General features: G+C 63.8%; 23 protein-coding genes. 8 read left to right on the top strand and 15 right to left on the bottom strand.

Going from position 1 to position 21977, the window contains the following annotated elements:
- The first annotated feature begins 231 nt into the window (after positions 1-231).
- Entirely contained in the window at positions 232-510 is a 279-nt protein-coding gene (locus tag DB459_RS16200; protein WP_253706269.1) for a FeoA family protein, read from the top strand.
- A 5-nt stretch (positions 511-515) separates the two neighbouring features.
- Positions 516-2393: a ferrous iron transporter B gene (locus tag DB459_RS16195; RefSeq protein ID WP_253706268.1), complete on the top strand. Its 1878-nt coding sequence runs from the start codon at positions 516-518 to the stop codon at positions 2391-2393.
- Between the two features lie 171 nt (positions 2394-2564).
- Here DB459_RS16195 and DB459_RS16190 read toward each other — a convergent pair whose 3' ends face one another.
- From DB459_RS16190 to DB459_RS16180, 3 genes are all read right to left on the bottom strand, one after another.
- Positions 2565-3269: an alpha/beta fold hydrolase gene (locus DB459_RS16190; protein ID WP_253706267.1), complete on the bottom strand. Its 705-nt coding sequence runs from the start codon at positions 3267-3269 to the stop codon at positions 2565-2567.
- Positions 3270-3400: 131 nt separating this feature from the next.
- A complete protein-coding gene (locus DB459_RS16185; RefSeq protein ID WP_253706266.1) occupies positions 3401-3754 on the bottom strand; it encodes an HPF/RaiA family ribosome-associated protein in 354 nt (117 codons plus the stop codon).
- Between the two features lie 54 nt (positions 3755-3808).
- On the bottom strand, positions 3809-4267 hold the full coding sequence (locus DB459_RS16180; protein WP_253706265.1) for a host attachment protein: 459 nt from the start codon (positions 4265-4267) through the stop codon (positions 3809-3811).
- 343 nt (positions 4268-4610) lie between these two features.
- Between DB459_RS16180 and DB459_RS16175 the strand changes: the two genes are divergently transcribed.
- A complete protein-coding gene (locus DB459_RS16175; RefSeq protein ID WP_253706264.1) occupies positions 4611-5714 on the top strand; it encodes an alpha/beta fold hydrolase in 1104 nt (367 codons plus the stop codon).
- A 15-nt stretch (positions 5715-5729) separates the two neighbouring features.
- Here the strand turns inward: DB459_RS16175 and DB459_RS16170 are convergent, their stop codons facing one another.
- Together DB459_RS16170 and DB459_RS16165 are read right to left on the bottom strand one after the other, a co-directional pair.
- Entirely contained in the window at positions 5730-7133 is a 1404-nt protein-coding gene (locus DB459_RS16170) for an ATP-binding protein (RefSeq protein ID WP_253706263.1), read from the bottom strand.
- A complete protein-coding gene (locus tag DB459_RS16165; protein ID WP_253706262.1) occupies positions 7134-7808 on the bottom strand; it encodes a response regulator transcription factor in 675 nt (224 codons plus the stop codon).
- Positions 7809-8031: 223 nt separating this feature from the next.
- Between DB459_RS16165 and DB459_RS16160 the strand changes: the two genes are divergently transcribed.
- Entirely contained in the window at positions 8032-8250 is a 219-nt protein-coding gene (locus DB459_RS16160; RefSeq protein ID WP_253706261.1) for a hypothetical protein, read from the top strand.
- Positions 8251-8268: 18 nt separating this feature from the next.
- Here DB459_RS16160 and DB459_RS16155 read toward each other — a convergent pair whose 3' ends face one another.
- From DB459_RS16155 to DB459_RS16140, 4 genes are read right to left on the bottom strand one after another with little or no spacing between them, the layout of a single operon-like run.
- Positions 8269-8790 (bottom strand): DUF1993 family protein, encoded by a 522-nt coding sequence (locus tag DB459_RS16155; protein WP_253706260.1) that lies wholly within the window; start codon positions 8788-8790, stop codon positions 8269-8271.
- 12 nt (positions 8791-8802) lie between these two features.
- Positions 8803-9747: an alpha/beta fold hydrolase gene (locus DB459_RS16150; RefSeq protein WP_253706259.1), complete on the bottom strand. Its 945-nt coding sequence runs from the start codon at positions 9745-9747 to the stop codon at positions 8803-8805.
- Entirely contained in the window at positions 9744-10553 is an 810-nt protein-coding gene (locus tag DB459_RS16145; RefSeq protein WP_253706258.1) for an SDR family oxidoreductase, read from the bottom strand. Before DB459_RS16145 ends, DB459_RS16150 begins: the two co-directional genes overlap by 4 nt.
- A gap of 22 nt (positions 10554-10575) precedes the next feature.
- On the bottom strand, positions 10576-12087 hold the full coding sequence (locus tag DB459_RS16140; protein WP_253713600.1) for an NAD(P)/FAD-dependent oxidoreductase: 1512 nt from the start codon (positions 12085-12087) through the stop codon (positions 10576-10578).
- Between the two features lie 112 nt (positions 12088-12199).
- On the opposite strand from DB459_RS16140, the gene DB459_RS16135 reads away from it, so the two are divergent.
- On the top strand, positions 12200-12862 hold the full coding sequence (locus DB459_RS16135) for a TetR/AcrR family transcriptional regulator (protein WP_253706257.1): 663 nt from the start codon (positions 12200-12202) through the stop codon (positions 12860-12862).
- 50 nt (positions 12863-12912) lie between these two features.
- Positions 12913-14085, top strand: a complete 1173-nt coding sequence (locus DB459_RS16130; RefSeq protein WP_253706256.1) for a hypothetical protein — start codon at positions 12913-12915, stop codon at positions 14083-14085.
- A 139-nt stretch (positions 14086-14224) separates the two neighbouring features.
- On the opposite strand, the gene DB459_RS16125 is transcribed toward DB459_RS16130, so the two are convergent.
- Together DB459_RS16125 and DB459_RS16120 are read right to left on the bottom strand one after the other, a co-directional pair.
- Positions 14225-14542, bottom strand: coding sequence for a DUF1236 domain-containing protein (locus tag DB459_RS16125; RefSeq protein WP_253706255.1), 318 nt, complete (start codon positions 14540-14542; stop codon positions 14225-14227).
- Between the two features lie 141 nt (positions 14543-14683).
- Positions 14684-16051 carry a histidine kinase gene (locus DB459_RS16120; protein ID WP_253706254.1) on the bottom strand — a complete coding sequence of 456 codons (1368 nt, stop codon included), beginning with the start codon at positions 16049-16051 and terminating at the stop codon, positions 14684-14686.
- Positions 16052-16158: 107 nt separating this feature from the next.
- Here DB459_RS16120 and DB459_RS16115 point away from each other — a divergent pair, with 107 nt between their 5' ends.
- On the top strand, positions 16159-16800 hold the full coding sequence (locus tag DB459_RS16115) for a response regulator transcription factor (protein ID WP_253713599.1): 642 nt from the start codon (positions 16159-16161) through the stop codon (positions 16798-16800).
- Between the two features lie 452 nt (positions 16801-17252).
- On the opposite strand, the gene DB459_RS16110 is transcribed toward DB459_RS16115, so the two are convergent.
- Both DB459_RS16110 and DB459_RS16105 read right to left on the bottom strand, forming a co-directional pair.
- Positions 17253-17444 (bottom strand): hypothetical protein, encoded by a 192-nt coding sequence (locus DB459_RS16110; protein WP_253706253.1) that lies wholly within the window; start codon positions 17442-17444, stop codon positions 17253-17255.
- 41 nt (positions 17445-17485) lie between these two features.
- Entirely contained in the window at positions 17486-17626 is a 141-nt protein-coding gene (locus DB459_RS16105) for a hypothetical protein (RefSeq protein WP_253706252.1), read from the bottom strand.
- Between the two features lie 84 nt (positions 17627-17710).
- Between DB459_RS16105 and DB459_RS16100 the strand changes: the two genes are divergently transcribed.
- A complete protein-coding gene (locus tag DB459_RS16100) occupies positions 17711-17923 on the top strand; it encodes a DUF1236 domain-containing protein (RefSeq protein ID WP_253706251.1) in 213 nt (70 codons plus the stop codon).
- Positions 17924-18035: 112 nt separating this feature from the next.
- Here DB459_RS16100 and ltrA read toward each other — a convergent pair whose 3' ends face one another.
- Both ltrA and DB459_RS16090 read right to left on the bottom strand, forming a co-directional pair.
- A complete protein-coding gene (gene ltrA, locus DB459_RS16095) occupies positions 18036-19415 on the bottom strand; it encodes a group II intron reverse transcriptase/maturase (RefSeq protein WP_253706250.1) in 1380 nt (459 codons plus the stop codon).
- Between the two features lie 443 nt (positions 19416-19858).
- Positions 19859-21385, bottom strand: coding sequence for a Do family serine endopeptidase (locus DB459_RS16090; protein WP_371926991.1), 1527 nt, complete (start codon positions 21383-21385; stop codon positions 19859-19861).
- Positions 21386-21977 lie beyond the last annotated feature (592 nt).

Here is a 21977-nt window from a genome sequence, read left to right as displayed (position 1 = left end):
CACTACTAGTGTGGCGTCTCGCAATTGCCTATGCCCTTTGCGGCAAGCCCCTCGCTCTAGCAGCGCTCGGCGCAGGGCCGCAGGCATCCGGAGAGACCTGGATGCGACAGATCCGGAGGCATCGTTTATAATCCCTCTAAATTCGTCGGCCGTTACGTCCGCCCTGCTTGATTTCCCGTGCCGTAGGGCCGAAACAAGTCCTTGGATCGACTATCGAAAGCTATCCCCAGCATGGCTCCCCTGCCCAAGCTCAAGTCCCAGATCCGACTCGGCGAGGCCGAACGCGGCCTTGCCGGCATCATTCATTCTGTCGATGCCGAGAGCGTCCCGTCGGCGCTGTCCGCGACCGAACTGGAGAGCCGCCTCCTGGAGCTCGGCTTCGTCGAGGGCGCCCGGGTCGAAATCCTCCATCACGGCGTGGTCGGTCGCGACCCGATCGCGGTCCGGGTCGACAACGTCACCGTGGCCATCCGACGTCGCGAAGCGATGGCGATCACGGTGGCCTGCTGATCGGAATGAACATCGCGTCGGCTCCCGTGCATCTCGCCCTGGTCGGCACGCCGAACAGCGGCAAGACCTCGCTGTTCAATGCCCTGACCGGCAGCCGGCAGAAGGTCGCGAACTACCCGGGTGTCACCGTCGAGCGCAAGGTCGGCGGCTTCACCACGCCCGCCGGACGCCAGGTCACCGTTGTCGACCTCCCGGGGACCTATTCGCTTAGGGGCCGCAGCCCCGACGAGGAAATCACCCGCGACATGGTGCTTGGCCGCGTCCCTGGCGAGGTCACGCCCGATCTCGTGCTCTGCGTCGCCGATTCCACTAATCTGCGCCTCACCTTCCGTCTCGCCCTGGAGCTTAAGCGCACCGGCGTACCACTCCTTGTCGTCCTCAACATGTTCGACATTGCCCAGCGCCGCGGCGTCGGAGTCGATCTCGACCGCCTCGCGCAGATGCTCGGCGTCCCGGTGGTGACCTCGATCGCCGTGCGCAAAGGCGGCACCGACCAATTGTTGCGGCAGACCGATGAGCTCATGAACCAGGTCGGGGCCGAACGTGGCGCCAATGCCTGGCAGCCGCCGACCATCGCCGAGCTGCGCGCTACTCAGCGCGAGGCCGACCGCATCATCGCCGCCTGCATCACCCAGCCCGAACATCCGGACACCTTGACGCGGCGCGTCGACGCGGTCGCGCTCCATCCTGTGGCCGGACTGCTGCTGCTTGGCCTGATCCTCTTCGTCATGTTCCAGGCCGTGTTCTCCTGGGCCCAGCCGCTGATGGAGCTGATTTCCGGCGGCTTTGCCGCGCTGGGCCAAGTCGTGCATGAGGTCCTGCCGAGCGGTCTGTTGCAGAGCTTCCTGCAGAATGGGGTCATCGCCGGCGTCGGCAGTGTCATCGTCTTCTTGCCGCAAATCCTCATTCTGTTCCTTTTTATTCTGCTGCTGGAAGATTTCGGCTACATGGCGCGGGCCGCTTTCCTGATGGACCGCATCATGGGAGGCGCCGGCCTACACGGGCGCGCTTTCATTCCGCTGCTGTCGAGTTTTGCCTGCGCCATTCCCGGCATCATGGCGACGCGGGTGATTGACAACCGGCGCGACCGCCTCACCACAATCCTGATTGCGCCGCTGATGACCTGCTCGGCGCGCATCCCGGTCTATACGCTGATCATCTCCGCGTTCATCCCGGACCGGCAGGTGCTCGGCTTCGCCAATCTCCAGGGGCTGGTGATGTTTGGCCTCTATGCTGCCGGCATCTGCAGCGCGCTGCTGGTGTCGTTTGTCGTCAAGTTCTTCATGCTGCGCGACTACGAACCGGCGCCATTCATGCTGGAATTGCCGGATTACAAACTGCCACGCGTCAAGAGCATTGCCATTGGGGTCGCGACCCGCGCTTTCATGTTCCTCAAGCGCGCGGGCACCACGATCTTTTCCATGATGGTCCTGATCTGGTTTCTCGCCTCGTTTCCACAGCCGCCTACCGGCGCAGACGGGCCGGCAATCAACTACAGCCTTGCTGCGGTGATCGGCCGAACGCTCGAACCGGTGCTGGCGCCGCTCGGCTTCAATTGGCAGATCGCAGTGGCTCTGATCCCCGGCATGGCAGCCCGCGAAGTCGCGGTGGCGGCGCTCGGAACCGTCTATTCCATCGAAGGCGGCAAGGAGGCGGCCGAGCAGATTGGCGCCGTGCTCGCCACCAAATGGAGCCTTGCCACGGCCCTGTCGCTGCTGGTCTGGTACATCTTCGCGCCGCAATGCGCCTCGACGCTGGCAGTCATTCGTCGCGAGACCGGCGGCTGGCGCTGGATGGCGTTGACCTTCGTCTACATGTTCACGCTCGCCTATGCCGCGAGCCTGATCACCTATAACGTCGCCCGCTCGCTCGGCGCGGGCTAGTGCGGTGGATCTGACGCTCGTTTCAGCATCGCAGCGAGTTCTTCATACGAGCGTCAGATCCAAAACCGCGTTAGAATCATATTGATGCTAGTCGGAAACAGGGTACTGGAGGCGCTTCCGGCATCTACATCCGGCCTCACCCCTCAGCTTTGCGCGAGGCGGCGCCGCCGCTTATCGGACACCGAGCCAGCGCGCCAGCGTGGTGGTCACGGCAGCCGGTGCCTCGAGCGGCGCCATATGGCCGCTGTCTTCGAAAATGACGAGTCCCGCTTGCGGGATCGCAGCCACGATCGCTTCGTGCTGCGACACCGGGCTCCACGCATCCTGACGGCCAACGCCGACCAGCACCGGACAGCGAATGCCGCCAAGCACTCCTGCGGCCTCGGGCCGATTCAAGAGCGCGCGGACCTGACGCTCGAATATCTCAGGCGACATGCGCTCCACCATTGCGGTCAACACCGACATTAATTCGGGATTGTCATGATGTACCGGATGAACCATCGGCGGCAGCCATTGCGCCGCCAAGGCGCGCATGCCTTTGGTATTGGCAAGATCGACCAGCGCCTGCCGCCTCTCGGCTTCGCCTGGCTGACGCGGATGGATTCCGGTATCGAGCAACGCCAGTCGCTCCACCCTGGACGGCGCGAGACGCATGACCTCGATCGACACCCTTGCGCCCATCGAGTGGCCGGCGAGAGCGAAACGCTCCGGCGCCGCCGACAGCACCGCTTCGGCCATGGCCGTGATCGAATCGAAGCCGCGAAAATCGGCGACCTCGACCGTGACGCCGGCGGCACGCAATGCCTTGATCTGCGGCGCCCAGATGGCGCGGTCGCACAGCAGTCCCGGCAGCAGAAACAGTACCTGTCTTCCCATGACCGCGCCCTTCACCGACGAGTGCGATCAGGTTCTAACCGAGTGCGGCGACCGTGTCGCCTTAGTCTTCTGGACCCGATGAACGACCAGACCGGCGCGGCAACTGCCGCACCGGCTGTTTCGTCGAAACCTCACGACAGCGCGTGAGGCTTGATCTCGCGCCGCAGCCGCTCGACCTGATCCTGCAACTGACGGCGGGCGCGTTTGAACGCATCATTGACCGCGAAGGCGAGATCGGCATGGCGCTCATCGCCGTGATCGACGCGACCGACATTGACTTCGCGTCCGTCGGGCAAGGCGAGACGAATATTGATCTCGTGAGGTCCACCGTTCTGATGATGGCCGCCCGGACCCTTGACCACCACGCGGCACGAGGTGATCTCGCCGAAATATTTCTGGAGCTTGTCCACCTGGGATTCGACCGCCTGGCGCAGGTCGGTACGAATGGTACCGTCCTGATATTCGATGGCGACGGGAGTCTGCATGATCGTATGCCTCACAATAAGCTTCCAAGAACCAATCGCTGCGCTTTGCGCAGCCTATTGAATTTCGCCGACCAGATAATTCTCGATCTCATTGATTGGATGCTTGGTCAGGTCCTTGTTGATTTCGGTGTGGATGCAAGCCTTGACGTCGTCGTGAAAGGCATGTCGCAGCTCTGCGAGGGTGCGCGGCGGCGCAACGACGATCAGTTCTTTCACCCGACGCTCCCGCACCAGCTTTTCCATGGCCTCGGCGACCTTTCGGACGAAAACCCGCTCCTCCAAGTCGTGCCAGTCCGGCGCCTCGACCGCCCCACGGCGATCCGACCCGGCGCTGGCGAAGACCCGGCCAGCCCGATCGGTGCCCAGCTCCCGGGTCGGCGGCGCGTCGTCCTGGAAGACGCGTTCGACCTGAAGATTGGCGAATTTCTCGTCCCCCTCGTTGCGCAGGAACAGGGCCTTGCGACCGTCGCCGACAAACACCAGTGCCCCGTGCGGTATCTTTTTCTTTGGCATCACATGCCCTCTTCTGCTCGTTACAGATAGGAACTTATGGCAATTCCGGTGGCGGTCCCTTTGACTAAGGTCAAGCTTTCACTGCCCTTGGTGCGCCACGATGTAGTTCTTACGGGGTGGTCTGACCTTCGGTACCACGCCTGAAGGCACGTTTGTGCGGCGCCCCGATCCTCAACTCCACTGGCAAAGTGATATTGCTGGCGGTCATTTGGTTCTAAACGATCTCGGATACGCCTGCTGCAGCGCACTGCCGAACGTTGGAGTTGGACCACTGGAAAGAGATTTGATGTGTCTTGCTTCAGCGCAAGATCGTGCCACGCTCCGGATTTGTATTAATTGACGCATGGACCAGCCGCCCGACCAGCCGCTTTCTCCTTTCGCCTGGCCCGCGTTTGCGGCGGCTTCGGCTACCGGCTTCGCGGCGTCGCTGACGACGCAGCTCATGGCCGCTACCGGCCTCGTCCCCGATGATCCCGAGACGCCGCCGCCCGGTACCACGCCGAGCCGCGTCCTGCTGGAACTCGAATCTGTCCGGCTGCGCAGCTACGACGAACCGGTTCCGGGTCCCTGTGCGTTGCTCTGCACTCCTTTTGCATTGCACAGCGCCGCGATCGCCGATCTTGCGAACGGCCACAGCCTGGTCGCAGCGCTGCGCGTGTTCGGTCTCGCCAACGTCTGTCTCACCGACTGGCGCTCGGCACGACGGAACATGACGGAACTGGGCATCGACGACTACCTCGCCGCGCTGAATGTACTTGTCGACAAGCTGGGGGCGCCGGTCGACCTGATCGGCCTGTGTCAGGGCGGCTGGTTGTCGCTGATCTACGCAGCTCGTTTTCCGGCCAAGGTGCGGCGGCTCGTGCTGGCTGGCGCACCAGTTGATCTCTCGGCGTCGCCGTCGCGGCTCTCAGCCTTGGCGCAATCAACGCCGAGCGCGGTGTTTCGCGGCTTCGTCATCGCCGGCAACGGCAGGCTCATCGGTCACGCAATGCAGCGTTTCTGGCGCGTCAATGCGCCCGATCTGCAGGCGATCCACGGTCACCTGCAGAGCAATCTCCCTATCGACTCCGAAGACTTCGCCGATCTCGCAACCATCTATCGCCGCTGGGACTCCTGGACACTCAATCTGCCCGGCCGATACTATCTCGAAGTGGTGGAGCGGCTCTATAAGTGCAACGATCTCGCGGAAGGGCGCTTTGTCGCACTGGGCGAGCTGATCGATCTCGCCCGGCTGGCGGCGCCGCTCTATCTCCTGGCGGGAGGCGATGACGACGTCGTCGCCTCAAGCCAGCTCTTCGCCCTGGAGCACCTCGTCGGCGTCGCTCCGGTGGAGACGGCACTCGCCGCCTGCGGCCACCTCGGCCTGTTCATGGGCGCCAGCACCTTGGCGAACGAATGGCACACAATCACGCGCTGGCTTCAGACCCCGCAGCCCTCCGACCGGTGAATACTCGTGCTGGCGTCAGGGCACCTGCACGGTCGCTCCGGCCAACGGCTCCGGTCGCTTCTGCGACCGCTCGGCCAGTGCGAAGCGCAACGTGAATTTCGCGCCCCGCGGCCAGCGGTTCTCGACCGTCACTTCCGCGCCATGCAATTGGGCAATCCGTCGGACGATCGACAGCCCGAGGCCGCTGCTGCCGGTGTTGCGCCGGTCTCGCCGCCAGAACCGATGAAAGATCAGCTCGCGCTCCTCCGCAGAGACGCCGGGCCCTTCGTCACACACGCCGATGCTACCGTCGTCTGCGACCTCGATCTCGACCGTCGTCCCCTCCGGCGCGTACTTGATGGCATTGTCGGCGAGATTGCGGATTGCCCGGCTGATCATCTCGGCGTTACCGCGCACCCATACCGCCCCTTCGACGCCGCTCAGCGCGATCTCCCGGCGCTGCGCCAGCGCGAGGGGCGCAACAAAGGCGGTGACATCGGTGGCAACCGCATGCAGGTCGGAGCGCGCCGCTGGATCGATCGTCACGGCATCAAGTTCGGCCATGTCGAGAAGCTGGCTGATGATCCTCGCCATGCCGTCGACGTCGCTGCGTAGCGCGCGACCAGTCTCGTCCTGCAGCCCCTCGAGACGCGTCCGCAGAATGGTCAGCGGGGTGCGCAATTCATGGGCGGCATCAGCGGTGAAGTCACGCTGAATGCGAAATCCCTCCTCGAGTCGATCAAGCCCCTGGTTGACAGCGAGGACCAGCGGCTGCACTTCTCTGGGAATCCCTTCCGTCGGCAGCCGTACGTCGGTGCGCGCCGGTCCGATGGATTTTGCCGTGTCGGATGCCTCGCGCAATGGTCGCAGCGCACGGCGGAAGATACCAATGTCGGTGACGAGGAGGATCATCAGGATTGGCAGGGTGATCCAGCCCACATTCCTGAAGAAATCCGAAGCGATGTCGTCGATCAGCACGTCGCGATTGGCGAGATCCTCGCCCGCCTGGACGCGCAGCGCCTCGCCGCCGACGTTGCGCCGCACGCTCGCACCGGACAGTGTCGCCTCGTTACGCTTCGCCCGCAGATATTCGACCTCGGCATTGCCCGGATCGACGGGAAACAGCGCTTCGCCGCGATTGAGCGATGAGAACAGGACGACGCCTCTCTCGTCAATGACTGCGTATGCGTAGCGGCCATAGGGCTGCGAATAGAGTCCCTGGAGATCCGGCGGCAAGTCGAGCGCGATGCGACCGTCGGCCTGCATTGCGAGATGGTCGGCCACCGCAGCCGCCTGATCGCGCATCGAGCGGTTATGGATGTTAGTGGTGGCGAAGCCGAGCAGCCACGACAGCGCCAGCGACATCAGCACCGAGGTGATCACCACCGCAATGACGTGCAGGACGACGATGCGCGACAGGATCGAGGAGAAGCGCGGCACTTATTTATCCTCGGCGATGAGATAGCCGACGCCGCGCACGGTGTGAATCTGGACGTGTGCGCCCTTGTCGGCGAGCTGGCGGCGCAGGCGATGGACATAGACCTCGACGGCGTTGGAGGCGACCTCCCCGGAATGGCCGAAGATCTGGTCCTCGACCTGCTTCTTGGAGACCACGCGCCCCTTGCTGCGTATCAGCAGTTCCAGGACGTCGGTCTCGCGCGCCGACAGCACCTGTGGGCGCTCGTCAATGCTCGCCTGGCGGCTGCGGGTGTCGAATTCGAGATTGGCGATGCGAAGCGAACTGCCCATGAGCTGGCCAGGCCGCCGCAATTGAGCCTCGATGCGGGCGATCAGCTCCTCGAGGGCAAACGGCTTGACGAGGTAGTCATCGGCGCCGCTGCGCAAGCCGAGGACGCGATCGTCGAGCCCACCGCGCGCCGTCAGTACCAGGACAGGAATGGAATTGTTGCGGTGGCGAATTTCGCGCAGCAGCGCAAGCCCGTCGCCGTCCGGCAGGCCGAGGTCGAGGATCAGCGCCGCATAGAAGGTATTGTCGAGCACGGCGCGCGCATCCTCCACCGACGACAGCAGGTCGACGTCGAACCCCGCCTTGCGCAGCCCTTCGGCCAGCAGGGCCGCCAATTCCGGATTGTCCTCGACCACCAAAAGCCGCATGGCCCACGATCAGTTCCTGTTCCCGATGTCGCCAGCAATGCGGCCATTTTCTACGCGAGACAAGAGCCTCGCCATCGCCTTCAAGACCTTGCTTCCCGTAAGGTCGGTGTAAGTGCGATGGGTTATGAATCGTACCTGGGGCGGTATGGGGCCAATCCATGGATTTGAGGGCAGATCTTTGTCCAACCGGCCGTTTTTCCATCGCCTGCCGCGCTGGATCGTGATGGCAATGATGACCGAGGCCATGCTGCTGCTCGGCGCCACGGGCCTGTTCGGCTCTCGCTATTGGCCGGTGCCGGGCCATCAGGCCACGGCGGCTATCCAGGTACCGGAAGCGCGGCCGTCACATGATGGCAGGGAGGCGCCGGCGATCGCCTTCACCGACAAGAAGCTGGCGTCTGCGAAAGTCGTGCCGATCGACGCCACCTATGCAAAGCACTGAGGAGAACCGGCGGCAAGCTCAGGTCTTCAGCCGCAGCCGGCCGATGAAATCGCGCTTGCCGAGCGACACGCCTTTGGTGCGCAGGATGTCGTAGGCCGTGGTAGCGTGGAAATAGAAGTTCGGCAGCGAGAACGACAGCAGAAAGTCTCCGGCAAAGAACGGCAGCCTGCGATCACCGAGCTGGAAGACCATGTCCTTGCCCTCGAGCGCGTTGACGGCGTCCGGCGCGATCTTTTCCAATGCCTGGCGCGTCTCCGCGATCAACGCCTGCAAGCCCGCATAGTCATATGATTGCGAGCTTTCCGGCGGCTCGAACAGGCCGCGCCCGGCGCCTTCGATCGCGCCGCGGGAGTGGTGCGAGATCGAGACGATCTGAAAGCGAAGGGGGAGCATGTCGAAATAGAGGCGCGCTTCGACCAGTTCGGCAGGATCAATGCCGTGCTCACGGGCATGGGCAGCGCCACGTTCGAGAACTTTCTCGACCGCTCCGAGGATCTGCAGGTAACCGGGAACGGTCGCGTCGTAAAGTGAGATCGTCATGGCGGGCTCCCTTTAGGGGTGCATCCGCGCTTCGGTGCGCCGAATGACCGCCTCACAGATTTCTGGATGCATGAACTGGAGCATGTGGCCACCCTCGATCAATTCGAGGTCGAGTGTCGGCAGTTTCGCCTTCAGCGCCTCGCCCTGCTCTCGGTAGTCAAGAAGGCGATCGCCGCGACCGTAGAGCATTGCGACGGGCACCGCCAGCGCCCCATAGCGCTGCGTCAGTGCCGGCAGATCATCGTTGATCGCCAGCAAATCCGTCGATGTATTATAAAAGGCGACCGGTCTCAGCCCCAGGACGCCGCCGCCACGCAGCGCAAAATCCGCCGGGACCGGATCCGGACCAAAGACGACGCCAAGCACCACGTCGCGATTGCGAATCGCGAGCGGCGTCGCCACGGTCCAGGCTACGATCTTGCGCAACAGTGGCCACGGAATGGCCAGCCCGCGAAAGACCGGCGGCACTTCCTCCTTGGCGTGGGTCAGCGCCGCCAGCAGGACGAGGCCGCCAACGCTGTCGGGGTGCTCGAGCGCGAGGGTCAGCGCCACCGCTCCACCGAGCGAATGGCCAACCACCAGCGGACGCGACAATCCGAGTTGCTTGATGACCGCGGCGATTGTCGCCGCCTGCGCCGGCAAATTGGCCGGAGCGCTCTCTGGACGAACCGAATAGCCCGAACCCGGCCGGTCGATCAGGATGACACGATGATCGGCCAAGAGCCGGTCAGCGAGCGCATAATCGAAGTTAAGCAGATTGCCGCCGAGGCCGTGGATCATGACGATCGCCGGACCAGTACCGCGATCGACGTAGTGGATCTTTTGGCCATTCACCTCGATGAACTGCCCCCGCGGCGGCACCGCCGCGACCACGCGCGCTGCCGTCCGCGCCGTGAACGCAACGAGCGCCACGACAATCAAAACGAGGAGCAGCAGAAAGCCCCAGACAAGTATCATCGGCGCACCAAGGATTCGAGGATTCTCCAGTAGGAGACCGGCGCCAGCCGCTCGATCAGCGAGATCATCTTGGCATCACGCCCCACCAGCACTCGTCCGGAGCGCCGTTCCACCGCGTCGACAATGATCTCGCCCGCCTTGGCCGGCGGCATGGTGAGCATGCGGCGGGCCCGCTGCACCTGTGCCTCAATCTCCTCCTCACTCACGTCCGGCGGCCGCTTCGCGCGCTCAGCAATGTTGGTCGCGACGCCGCCGGGGTGGACGACGGTCACGCCGATCCTGCTCCCCGCAAGTTCATGGCGCAGCGCATTGGAAAACCCGCGCACCGCGAATTTGCTGGCCGCATAGGCGGTCTGCCCCGGTGGCGCGATCAACCCATAAAGACTCGAGACGTTGACCAGACGAGCGTCCTCGCTAGCCTTGAGCAGCGGCAGAAATGCGCGAGTGAGCCGCACGACGCCCCAGAAATTGATCTCGAACAGCCATTCGAAGTCAGATTCCGAAACTTGCTCGAACGTGCCGGCCACGGCAACCCCGGCATTGTTGAACAGCAGATCGGTACCCCCATGACGTGCGACGACCGCCTCCGGTAATGCCGCGACCGCCGCCCGATCCGTGACGTCGAGCACATGTTCGCTGACCCGCAGTTTGTTGGATGCGATCAACCGGGCGGTTTCGGCCAGTCCGGCAGCATCGACATCGACGAGCGCCTGATGGCATTGGCGCATCGCTAACGCTTGCGCGATGCCGCGACCGATGCCGCTCCCGGCCCCGGTGATCACCGCTGTGCGGCCTTCCAGAATCATACGCCCCACGGCGCTCCCCATTTCAGCCAGCGCTAACGTGGGCGGTCATTCGGAGACGGGACACTTGCGCGCGACCAAACTGCAATGTGCCGTCGTCGACGCGTCCGAAGCGCAGCGCCACGAGATCGCGGGCGTAATTCTGGTTCAGCCGCCATGGCGGCCTGGAACCTTGCAACGGCAATGTGCCGGCTGCGCGTTGAAAATAGCCAGAGTTCAGCGGAAGCGAGGTGTCGGCGGTCACGTTCGGATCGGAATTGTGCGGCCGGCACACCGCATAGCCGTGGCGGTCCATGTAACCGAGGACGCGGCAGAGATATTCGGACGTCAGGTCGGCCTTCAACGTCCAGGACGCGTTGGTGTAACCAAATGTTGCGCCGAGGTTAGGCACGTCGCCATACATCACGCCTTTGTAGTTAAGCACCGTACCAAGTTCGAGCTTGTTGCCGTCGACGAAGAGTTGCAAACCGCCGAGCATCTTGAGCTTAAGCCCCGTCGCAGTCACGATGATATCAGCACTGAGTTCCTCGCCGGATTTGAGCTTCAGCCCGGACTCGGTGAATGTCTCGATTTCGTCGGTCACTACCGACGCGCGCCCTTCGCGGATCGCCTTGAACAGGTCACTGTCCGGCACCAGGCAGAGCCGCTGATCCCAAGGATTATAGCGCGGCGTGAAATGGCTGATGTCGAAGCCGTCGCCCAACTCGTCCTGGGCCAGGCGTATAATGGTGCTCTTGGCCCGCTCCGGCTTCCTGCGCGCGGCATTGTAGAAATACATCTGCAACAGGATATTCTTCCACCGTGCCATCGTGTGCGCAATGCGCTCTGGCAGCCTGCGGTAAAGCCAGTTGGCAATTGGATCGCGGGCCGGCCGCGACACCACATAGGTCGGGGAGCGCTGCAACATGGTGACGTGAGCGGCGCGCTCGGCCATCGCCGGCACCAACGTCACAGCCGTAGCACCGCTGCCGATCACGACGACGCGCCTGCCGTCATAGTCGATCTGCTCCGGCCAGGCCTGGGGATGCAGGATGACGCCCTTGAAACGCTCCATGCCGGGCCAGCCAGGCGTGTAGCCCCCGTCATAGTCGTAATAACCGCTGCACATCTGGAGGAAGCCGCATGTCCAGCGCTGGGCCGCGCCGTCGGGCCCTGCGACATCCACGCTCCAACGCGCCTCTTCCGACGACCACGACGCCCGGATGACCTTATGTCCGAAGCGGATCCTGCGGTCGATGCCATACGCCTGCGCCGTCTCCTTGAGATAGCTCAGGATCGATGGTCCATCGGCGATCGACTTTTCCCCCCGCCAGGGACGGAACCGAAAGCCAAGGGTATGCATGTCGGAATCCGAGCGGATGCCCGGGTAACGAAAGAGGTCCCAGGTGCCGCCGAGGACATCGCGCGCCTCGAGAATGGCACAGGACTTTGTTGGGCAATGGGTCTGAAGATGCCAGGCGAAACCGATTCCGGAGAGGCCCGCGCCGACGATCAGCACGTCGACATCGTTGGCGTCGCTCCCGGCGGGCTGCGCCATGCCGTCACGCATCACGACGGCCACGTTATCGACCATGGTTCTGCCTCCCTTGATCGCGCGGCTTCGCCGTCTTGGCGCTCTGGCGGTGAAGCTTGACATCTGACAATTCGGCATGTCAACAGCGATCATGACGACGCCACGGGCCTATGCAGGACTTTCCGCGCAGCAGCGGCGCGACCAGCGGCGCGAGCGGCTGATCGAGGCTGCGATCCGCGTCTACGGCCGGGTCGGCTGGCGTAATGCAACGGTCAAGACGGTGTGCGAGGAAGCCGGCCTCACTGAACGCTACTTCTACGAATCCTTCACCAACGGCGAGGCGCTCCTGATCGCCTCCTTCGACACAGTCACCCAGCTGGTTCTGAACTGCCTCGACGGCATTCGGGCTGAGCACGAAGGGAGTGCCGAGACTCGCTGCCGCGCCGTACTGAGCGCCTACTTTCAGATGCTCAAGGACGATCCGGACGGCGCCCGGCTGTTCGTGGTCGAGATTGCTCGGGTCAGTCCGGCGGTGGACGAGATCATGGCGCGCTCACTGCGCTCGTTCGGCGATCTTCTGGCGCGCACCGTCGCGCCGGAGCGCCAGCCCCAGCCAACTGACGCCATGTTGCGCGTCGGCGCCGTCGGCGCTGTGGTGCAGATCGCTCGCAGCTGGATCGGGAGCGACTTCACGGAGAGCATCAACTCGATTGCCGAGAACGCTTGGCAGCTCGTCAGCGTGCTGGCGCATGAGCGCGGGGCGGCGGATTCGCATGACAGGCCGGGGATAGAAATATGACGCTCCTCCGTGATCTTGTCGCCGTCCTTTGCGTTTGCTCCGGGTGGACGATGACGGCCGTCGATGCAGCCGCCGCCGAGACCTTCTGCGCCGGACTGCGACGCGCCGTCATCGCCGAGACCGCCGGACATGACGCTGCGTTCGTGCGCAGCTACCGACCGGCCGCCGACGAATCACGGCTGCCGAATGGTCTCGCCTCCACCGCCCTCGTCTACGACAATGCCCTTGCCGCCATCGCCCTGGTAGGCTGCGGCGAAGTTGCAGCCGCGCTGCCAATCGGCCGCGCTCTGATCCGCGCAGCACGACAGGATCGCACCTTCAGCGACGGCCGATTGCGCAATGCCTATCGCGCCGGACCGCTGGACGAGGGTCCACCGTTGCTGCCGGGCTGGTGGGACAGCGCGGCGGGGAGATGGGCGGAAGACCCGGCCCAAGACGGCACGTCGACCGGCAACGTCGCCTGGGGCGCCCTGGCGTTGCTGACGCTGCATGGGGCCACCGGCGATCGCGATTTCCTCGCAGCGGCCAGCCATCTGATCGAATGGGTGAGCAGCCATGCCAGCTGCGGCGAGGCCGGATTCTGCGGGGGCTTTCACGGCTATGATCCGCAGCAGGTCCGGCTGACCTGGAAATCGACCGAGCACAACGTCGATGTTGCCGCCGCCGCCGGCTGGCTGGCTCGCGTCACAGGGCAGCCCGGCCACCGTGCCGCCGCGATGACGGCACGCCGCTTCCTCAATCAGGTCTTCTCCGGGGATCATTTTCTGCTCGGAACGCGGCCCGACGGTCTGCTGGCCGATCCAGAGCAGCTCGCCCTCGACGTCCAGCTATGGCCGTGGATGGCGCTGGATGACGCCCCGCGAACCTGGCGCTCAGCCCTCCTTTTTGCCGAGCTCCACCTCGCCGTCGATGATGGCTTCGACTTCGATGGGGACAGAGACGGCGTATGGGTCGAAGGGACTGCGCAGGCCGCACTCGCCTATCGCATCGCCGGCCAACCGTCGCGCTCGGCAGCTCTGCGCGGCGGACTCCGTAGCGACCAGACAGATACCGGCCTGTTGAACGCGACGCGACACGGGCGGGTGTCGACAGGCCTCTCGATCGATCCAACGGCGACGGTGCCTGATTTTTTCTATTTTCGTCGACCGCACCTCGGCGCCACCGCCTGGGCTGCATTGGCCGAGAGCGACTGGAACCCGTTCACCGGAAGAAAGGTCGAGTAGACGGCCAGAGATGCCGCGAAACCTCGATCCATCATTGATGCCTGAGCGAGCGCCCAAACCGCGTTGGGCCGCCACGATCGTTTTCGATCGCGGCGGCCCGACGGGAGCCAGCGCTCGGACGGATGCGCCGAGCCGTGGATCAGACGTCGAGCACGGCGACGATGCGCAAGGAGTCCGGTTCAACGATGATGATCTGGTCGTGCACCACGAAGTAGCGGTAGCCGCGCCAATCGGGGTGGATCTCGATCAGGGTGGACGGCACCTCGACGACGTGAACCGTACGGAGAATCACCGTACCGACGTGGATCGAGAAATTCACGTTAGCGACCCGGGGCGCGCTCGAGGTCAGCACCGTCTGGCGAATCTTGGTGCGCTGGTCCGGCGTCAAGTTGATCGACGAACCGGTCGCGCCCACCGTCGTCTGCGAGCTGGTACCGGACTTCGTCTGGGCGGTCATGCCGACATCTTGGGCATGTCCGTGCGGCACGATCGGGACGCCCATGTCGTCGAGGACAAACCGCCTTTTGGGGGCTTCGCTCCGAAGCCGGGAAAAGCAGCAAATCAGCTTGCGGCGTAGCGCCGCAGGCGGAAGATCGATCTATTCCTTGAGCAGCGCGAACGCGTCCGGGAACGCCCTGCCATGATCCCCCGGGATCCCGGCCAGCGGCAGAAGGCAACGCACAACTGTGCGATTGTTGACCCGATGCAGATCGAAGATTCCGTTCAAAGCGCGAACCCGTTCGCGCATGCCGTTCAATCCGCGGCCGAGCACAAGGGGACTCTGAAAACCGACGCCATCGTCGCTGACTGTCAACTCGACACCCTCAGATCGCACGCGCAACTCGACGCTAACTTCCGCCGCGGCCGCATGGCGCAGCACATTCGTCAGGGCTTCCTGTACCACGCGATAAAGCGTCTCGGCGACCGTCCGGTCGAAGTCCGACGTCGAATCGACCACCGTCTTCACCCGCAGACGGTCGTTTTGGCGCTCGACATCTCGCACCAGACCCTCGATGCTGCGTTTCAAGCCCAGTTCCTGGACATGCATCGGCCGTAGCCGGTCCAGGATGCGGCGATTGGTCTGCTGCAAACCCTCGACGGCTTCCAAGACCTTGGTGGCCGGATCGTCTGCGCCGCGCCCTCCCCGGCTTTGCAGCAGAACCACCGTGTTGGCCCGGATCGCGAACAGCAGCGGCCCCAACTCGTCATGCAACTCACGGGCGAGTTCTCGGCGCTCTTCGTCCTGGAGCATCACCAGCCGTCGCAGCAGCTGCGCGTTGTCGGCACTGAGCTTCGCCAACGTATCCGCCAGCTCATTCACTTGCCCGCAACTGGCCACGATCTCCGGAGGTCCCTTGCAGCCGAGCCTGGCGGCGTAATCCCCCGCCCGCAGCCGGGTCAGTACGTGGCCGATGTCATCGAGCGGCGCCAACGTTGCCCCGACGGTCCAGTAGGCGATCAGCGGCGCGAGAATCGATAGCAGTATCGAAGCACCGGTCACTGCGAGGAAGACCACCCATTTCTCGCTGACGTCAGTTGCGAGATCAGACCGAAACACGATGTCCCCGACCCTGGTACCACCAATCAGAACTGGGTAGCGGGTCGTGAGCTCAGGCATGACAAGCAGGCGGATGAACCATTGTGGCACACCGCCCGAAAGCTGGCCCCGGGCAGCCTCTTCGGCGGAATGGGGGTCGATAGAGACGTCCTCGAAGCCGATCGAACCATCCTTTGGCAGCCCTTCGACAAACGCAGCAAGTGTACTTCCAGGCGATGCAACGTTCGCGAGCGTGTGATTAAGGGCTGTTACAACTTCGTTCGCGGCGGCCACCCGGGGTTCCTGCTCATCCGCCAGCTGGTAACGGGCGTAGACCATGAGCGCCCCCAACCCAAGGATCAGCATTGAGAGGGTCATCGCGCTCAGGAGGACGCAGAGCCGGGCCCGCAACGACAGCTTTGTCCACATTCAATTATTCTCTCCAGGCGCGTTCCGTGTCATACACCAGTTCCCCCCTGTTCCAAGGGCTGACAATTACCATGTTAACAGAACCGGAACGAATTCCGACGGTTGCTATGCCCGAACCCATTCATCCCCTGCGAATTTTGATTGTCGACGACCACCCCGTGGTCGTCGCCGGCTGCCGGTCGATGTTCGCGGCCGAATCCAATGTCGAACTGACGGCCGCAGAAAACGAGAAAAATGGCCATCAGGCCTATCTGGATCGACGGCCGGATGTCACGATCATCGACATCAACCTGCCCGATCTGTCCGGCTTCGAGCTGCTGCGGCGGATCCGAAAGGACGATCCTTCCGCGCGTATCGTGATCTTCAGCATGAATGACGAACCCGCTTTCGTCGTCCGCGCGATCGAACTTGGCGCCATGGGCTATGTCTCGAAGAGCGATGATCCGCAGCTTCTCGTCGATGCGGTCCGCGCGGTGGCGGCGGGGAATAATTTCATCCCGGCCCCCCTTGCCCAGGCGGTGACGTTCTCGAGCGCTGCGGTGCGTGCCAATCCGGCGTCGCAACTCACCCCCCGCGAGCTGGAGATCCTGCGCCTGCTCTCGCGCGGCAGCAAGATCGTCGAGATCGCGGAAGCCTTGGATATCTCCTACAAGACCGTCGCCAACACCACGTCCTTGTTGAAGCAGAAGCTGGGGGCGCGGAGCCATTCCGATCTGATTCGGGTGGCGGTTGAGATCGGGCTTAACTGAGCATCGATCCGAGACGAGCTGCCGGAGCGGCTGCGCGCTGGCGCCGTGAATTGCGCGGCCGGTCGATGCGGTAGACGACACGCCTCGATCAGGTTCCGCGTCGCTTCGGGGCGCAGATTGAACATGCTCTGGTGCGCCCCTTTGGCGTCCCATGCCGCCTAGAGGCCCGCCCCGCATCCGGGAACCGGCGCGGAATGACGTGCCGGGCCGCAATATCGGGGGGCGGCATTTTCGGCCTCGTGTCCCGGTTCTAACGTTCGTATCTCTTTGCAGCGAGCACTCATACGAACGTCAGAACCAAAGGGACAAGCGTCAGATCCACCGCACTGGAGCACCGCAAGTGCTTCGATTACGGGCATCGATTCGGTCGATCGCCAGCGTGCAGGGGCGCGGTCCAGCTCATAGAACCGGCCGATCACGCCCACACCTCCCGCGCCAGTCAGCCACACCCCTCAGCCGATGGCGGTGGGCTTTGGCGGATGAGCGGTGCGGGGGTGCCGTTCGTGCAACTCAATCGCGAGCCGCTCGCGGGCGTCGGGCTCATTGGCCACGGCCGCCTCGAACAGGACCTCCTGAATGTCGCGGGGCAGATCAGACCAGCGGTCGAATACGGCGCGCCCAAGCAGTTCTTCCAGGCGGGTCATCGATGTTTCCATCATTCGTTGGGCCGGTGATCAATCGTACATCACTGCCGCAAGTTCAGCAGCAGTTCGTTTTGCGGAAAAATCAGGCGCGTGACATGAAGCGATCCAGGGTCGGGGCACTCTTCCGGTTCAATCACGTCGGCCGGTTCCGCGTCGAACGTATCGATATTCGCGCGCCTCACGCGCCTCCTGATAAATCTCCTCAGGGAAGGCTTCGATAGTCGCCAAGTCGGGCATCCGATAGCCTGACCACCAGATGCATTCTCGTGTTCCTTCTCCTGCGATCGCGCTCAAGGAGCAAACAACCGTCGGGGCGCGGCACCGTTCCGCTTCCTTCCCAAGTATTCCGCGCCGAAGCGTGCCCGGGTCACGAGGTCTCCCGGGAAGATGGCGTCCACAACTATCGCTACTCCGTCATCAACGACCGGCCAGTGCTCGTCGAGCCCCGTACGCATCGCATCGTCGAAGTGGTCGACTAACGCTGGGAACAGTTGATCAACAAAAATCGGCATAGGGGGCGACCTTTTGGGTTGCTCCCCTGCCACACCACCCGGCATGCGGGTCCGCACCGGGCGGTTCGAGAAGTTGAGGTCATGAGAGACGGGGCAGTCCCAACCGGTCCGACCAGTTCAGGGTTAGCACGGCGTTGAGGAGCATGCCGCTGTTGCGCCACCAGCGACGGCTGTTCGCCGCCACCTTTCGCGCAACGTCAGGCCTGGCTCCCAGCGCCAGCAGTTCCCTGTGCATGGTCGTACCGCGCTTCCACTGCTTGAGCTGGATGGCGCGCAGCCGGTGACGCAGCCACTGGTCCAGCTCTCGCCAGACCCGTGGGGTTTGCGCCAGCCGGAAGTACGCCTTCCAACCCAGGACATAGGGCCGCAGACGATCCACCACATCCTGCATGCTGCGCCCGCCACTGCGGCAGGTCAGTTGCCGGATGCGCTGCTTGAACGTCCTCAGCGGCTTGTCGGCGACCTTGCGTTTGATCACGCCGCCCGGGGCTACCCAAAGGCTGTAGCCCAGGAACTTGCGACCAAACACGCTGGCCACTGTGCTTTTGGTCTCGTTGACCGTCAAGTGCAGCTTGCCGTAGAGCCGCCGAAGCAGCGCCATCACCCGGTCACCCGCCCGGCGGCTGCGAACGTAGACGTTCGCATCGTCGGCGTAGCGCACGAAGCAATGGCCCCGACGTTCCAGCGCCTTGTCCACTTCATCGAGCAGAACGTTGGCCAGCAGCGGCGATAGCGGCCCGCCTTGCGGCGTCCCCATCGTTCGCTTCCGGACCACGCCATCGCCCATGATCCCGCTGTTCAGATACGCCCGGATCAGCCGGATGACCCCGGTGTCCCCGATCCGTTTCTGAAGGCGGTCGATGAGGATGTCGTGATCGACCCGGTCAAAGAACTTTTCCAGGTCGACGTCCACCACGATCCGGCGGCCCGATTGCACGTATGACTGCGCCGCAAGGACGGCGTCATGCGCGCTTCGGCCCGGCCGGAAGCCGTAGCTGTGCTCGCTGAAGGTCGGATCAAGAATGGGCTGCAGCACTTGCAGCAGCGCCTGCTGGATCAGACGATCCGTCACCGTCGGGATGCCGAGCTCACGCTCGCCGCCCTCGGGCTTGGGGATCGCCACCCGTCGCACCGGACTGGGCCGGTACGCCCCCGACAACAGTTGCTCGCGGATCGCCGGCCACGCCGTACGCAGCTGCGCGGCGGTCTGGTCAATGACCAGACCGTCCACACCGGCTACGCCTTTGTTGGCCCGCACCCGCTTCCACGCCCGTTGCAGGTTCTCTCTCGCCAGAGCCGCCAAAAGCAGCGCCGACCCTGTGCCCTTCGGTTCATGCCGCGGGCGACGAGCTTCATCGCTGCCCGAGCCACACGCGGCTTCACCGCGTCCTACCCCGGACCGCCCTGCTTGCGCAGGCATCTGATGCAATGCTCGCCACATCGACATGGCCTCGAACACTCCCTCTCGTTCGGCCCTTCGCCTGCGGGACGGCTTCGCAGCCTTCCCACCGGCTACTACGACCTCGGCTGACTTCTCGCTCCGGCTCGACACCGTCGCCCTTTCGGGCATGAGGCGAGACCTCCCCAGGTAAGAACGCACTCCTTCACTGCACGACCGCCGGATCTACGCCGCTTCCCCTTGATCACGAGAGCTTCGCGATTACTGGCCCGCTCGCCCTGGTCGGCAACGCCTTCTATCCGCTTCTTATTCATCGGCCCGCAGCTTCGCTCCACGCTTCCTCCCCACACTCGGTCGCCCTCATGCGGTTGCGCTTCGCTTCGCTCGTTGTGATCAACTCACGATGGGACTTGCACCCATAAGAGGGCGCCCATGCTGGGCGCACCAGAAAAAAGGCGCGGCCGCCCGGGCAGCCGCGCCTTCGATGCTTCTCGTCGGGCGCCTCAGCCCTGGCCAGTGGTCAGTGGAACTGCGACAAAGTGAGACGCGTCACCAGTACGAACGCGCATCAGAACGCTCTTCTTGCTGTCGTGCTTCGCCACGTCGAGCGCATGACGCAGATCCCGAGCGCTCTCCACGGCTTGGCCGCCGACGTCGACAATGATGTCACCGCGCTTGATGCCGTGGTCGGCCGCGACACCAGCCGGGTCAACGTCGGTGATGACGACGCCACGCTTTCCGGCTCCCGCCACCTCGGCAGCCGGCGCGACTGAAAGACCGAGGTGGGGCAGTTCGGCGCTCCCGCCGCCCCCCTCATTGAGATCGGCGTTGGCCTGCTGCTGGTCCGGCAGCTTGCCCAACGTGACATCGACGATCTTGGATTGACCGTTATGGACGAGATCGAGCTTGACCGTATTCCCGGGCACATAGCCGGCGATCGTGCGTGCAAGCTCACGCGCATCCTTGATCGATTGGCCGTCGACCGCCGTAATCACGTCGCCGGCCACGATCCCGACCTTTGCCGCGGGGCTGTTCGTCTGAGGATCGGCAACCAGGGCACCGGTCGCCTTCTTCAGGCCGATGCTGTCTGCGATTTCCTGAGTGACCGGCTGAACCTGAACCCCGATCCAGCCGCGCGTCACGACACCCTTATCCTTGAGCTGGGCCACCACCGTCTTGACCGTGGACGCCGGAATAGAGAAGGCGATGCCGACGCTGCCTCCGGAGGGCGAATAGATCGCAGTATTCACGCCGATGACGTCACCCAGCATATTGAACGCCGGACCGCCGGAATTGCCCTTGTTCACCGGAGCGTCGATCTGGATGAAGTTATCATAGGGACCATTTCCGATATCCCGACCGTTGGCCGAAACGATACCCGCAGTCACAGTTCCGCCAAGCCCGAACGGATTGCCGACCGCAAGGACCCAGTCTCCGATCCGCGGCTTGCTGTCGGAGAATTTGGCACAGGCAAAGTTGGAACCACCTTCAACCTTGATCAGCGCGAGGTCCGTTCGCTTGTCGGTTCCGATCACCTTCGCCGTATACGTCGTGCCATCACCCGTGGTGACCTCGACTTTGTCGGCCCCCTCAACGACGTGGTTGTTTGTCACCGCATAGCCATCCGGTGAAATAAAGAAGCCGGAGCCCTGGCCCATCATCACGCCACCGCCGCCGCGAGGTCCGTGCAGTCCTGGCGGCCGGCCGGGCACACCACTGTCACCAAATTGCTGGAAGAAGCGCTCCACCGGGGAGCCGTCCGCCACGGCATCGTCGGCACGGCCGATCCGGACTTTGACCGAAATGACCGAGGGCTTCACGCGCTCCACGATGTCGGCGAAGCCCACCGGCTGTGCCGCCTTAGCCATGTCGTTCGAGACCTGCGCGTATGCCGGCGCAGCAAAGACATCGAACCGCGCCGGACCGGCGCCGGCAATTGCAAGGCCGAGCACGGCGGCAGCGCCGGTCATCAGCGTCACTTTTCGCGCGCGCAGCAGCGGTCCGCGCCGTCCGCCCTCATGGCGCTCCATCACTTGTTCCTCGTTACCGTTTTGACGGGTGTCAATCATGGGGGCTCTCTCCGGATGAGTTCGGGACTTGTTCAAGCGAGACTTACTCCAGTGAAACTTGCTCACGTGAGACTTGCTCAAGTGAGTGAGACTTGGGGATCGCCCGTCGGTGGCGACATCGCACACGCATGGGCTGATGGCCGGCACCGTGGCGCATGCCGCCTTACCGCGCGCTGGCGGCTGGATTAATGTTTGGTCAGGAAATTCCGGACCTCGTCACACAGGCGGATGCCGGCGGTCGGGGTCGCTTCGGCTTCGTCAGCCGCTCCATGATCACCATGGCAAGAGCCGCGATCAATATCGGCGCGCGCCGCACCACGCTGCCGGACATGGCGATTGCCTCATCGGCGGACGCCGCATCGAAGCGACCGCGAGTGCGATGTTGCCCGCCGACCGGCGCATAGAGATTGTCGATGCGGTGAGGCTGCGTCCCGATCCAGATCTCGCGCCGGCTCCGGCCCACGAGCGACGACGCCCCCGCCCACCGAGATCTGCGACTTCCCGCGCCACCTCTTTCAGCGCAACCTCGTCCCGGGCTATCAGGGATAACCTT

Source organism: Bradyrhizobium sp. WD16, from assembly GCF_024181725.1.
Taxonomy (GTDB): Bacteria; Pseudomonadota; Alphaproteobacteria; order Rhizobiales; family Xanthobacteraceae; genus Bradyrhizobium_A.
The sequence above is the reverse complement of the archived record's forward strand: the minus strand, read 5'-3'. Positions and strand labels throughout refer to the sequence as shown.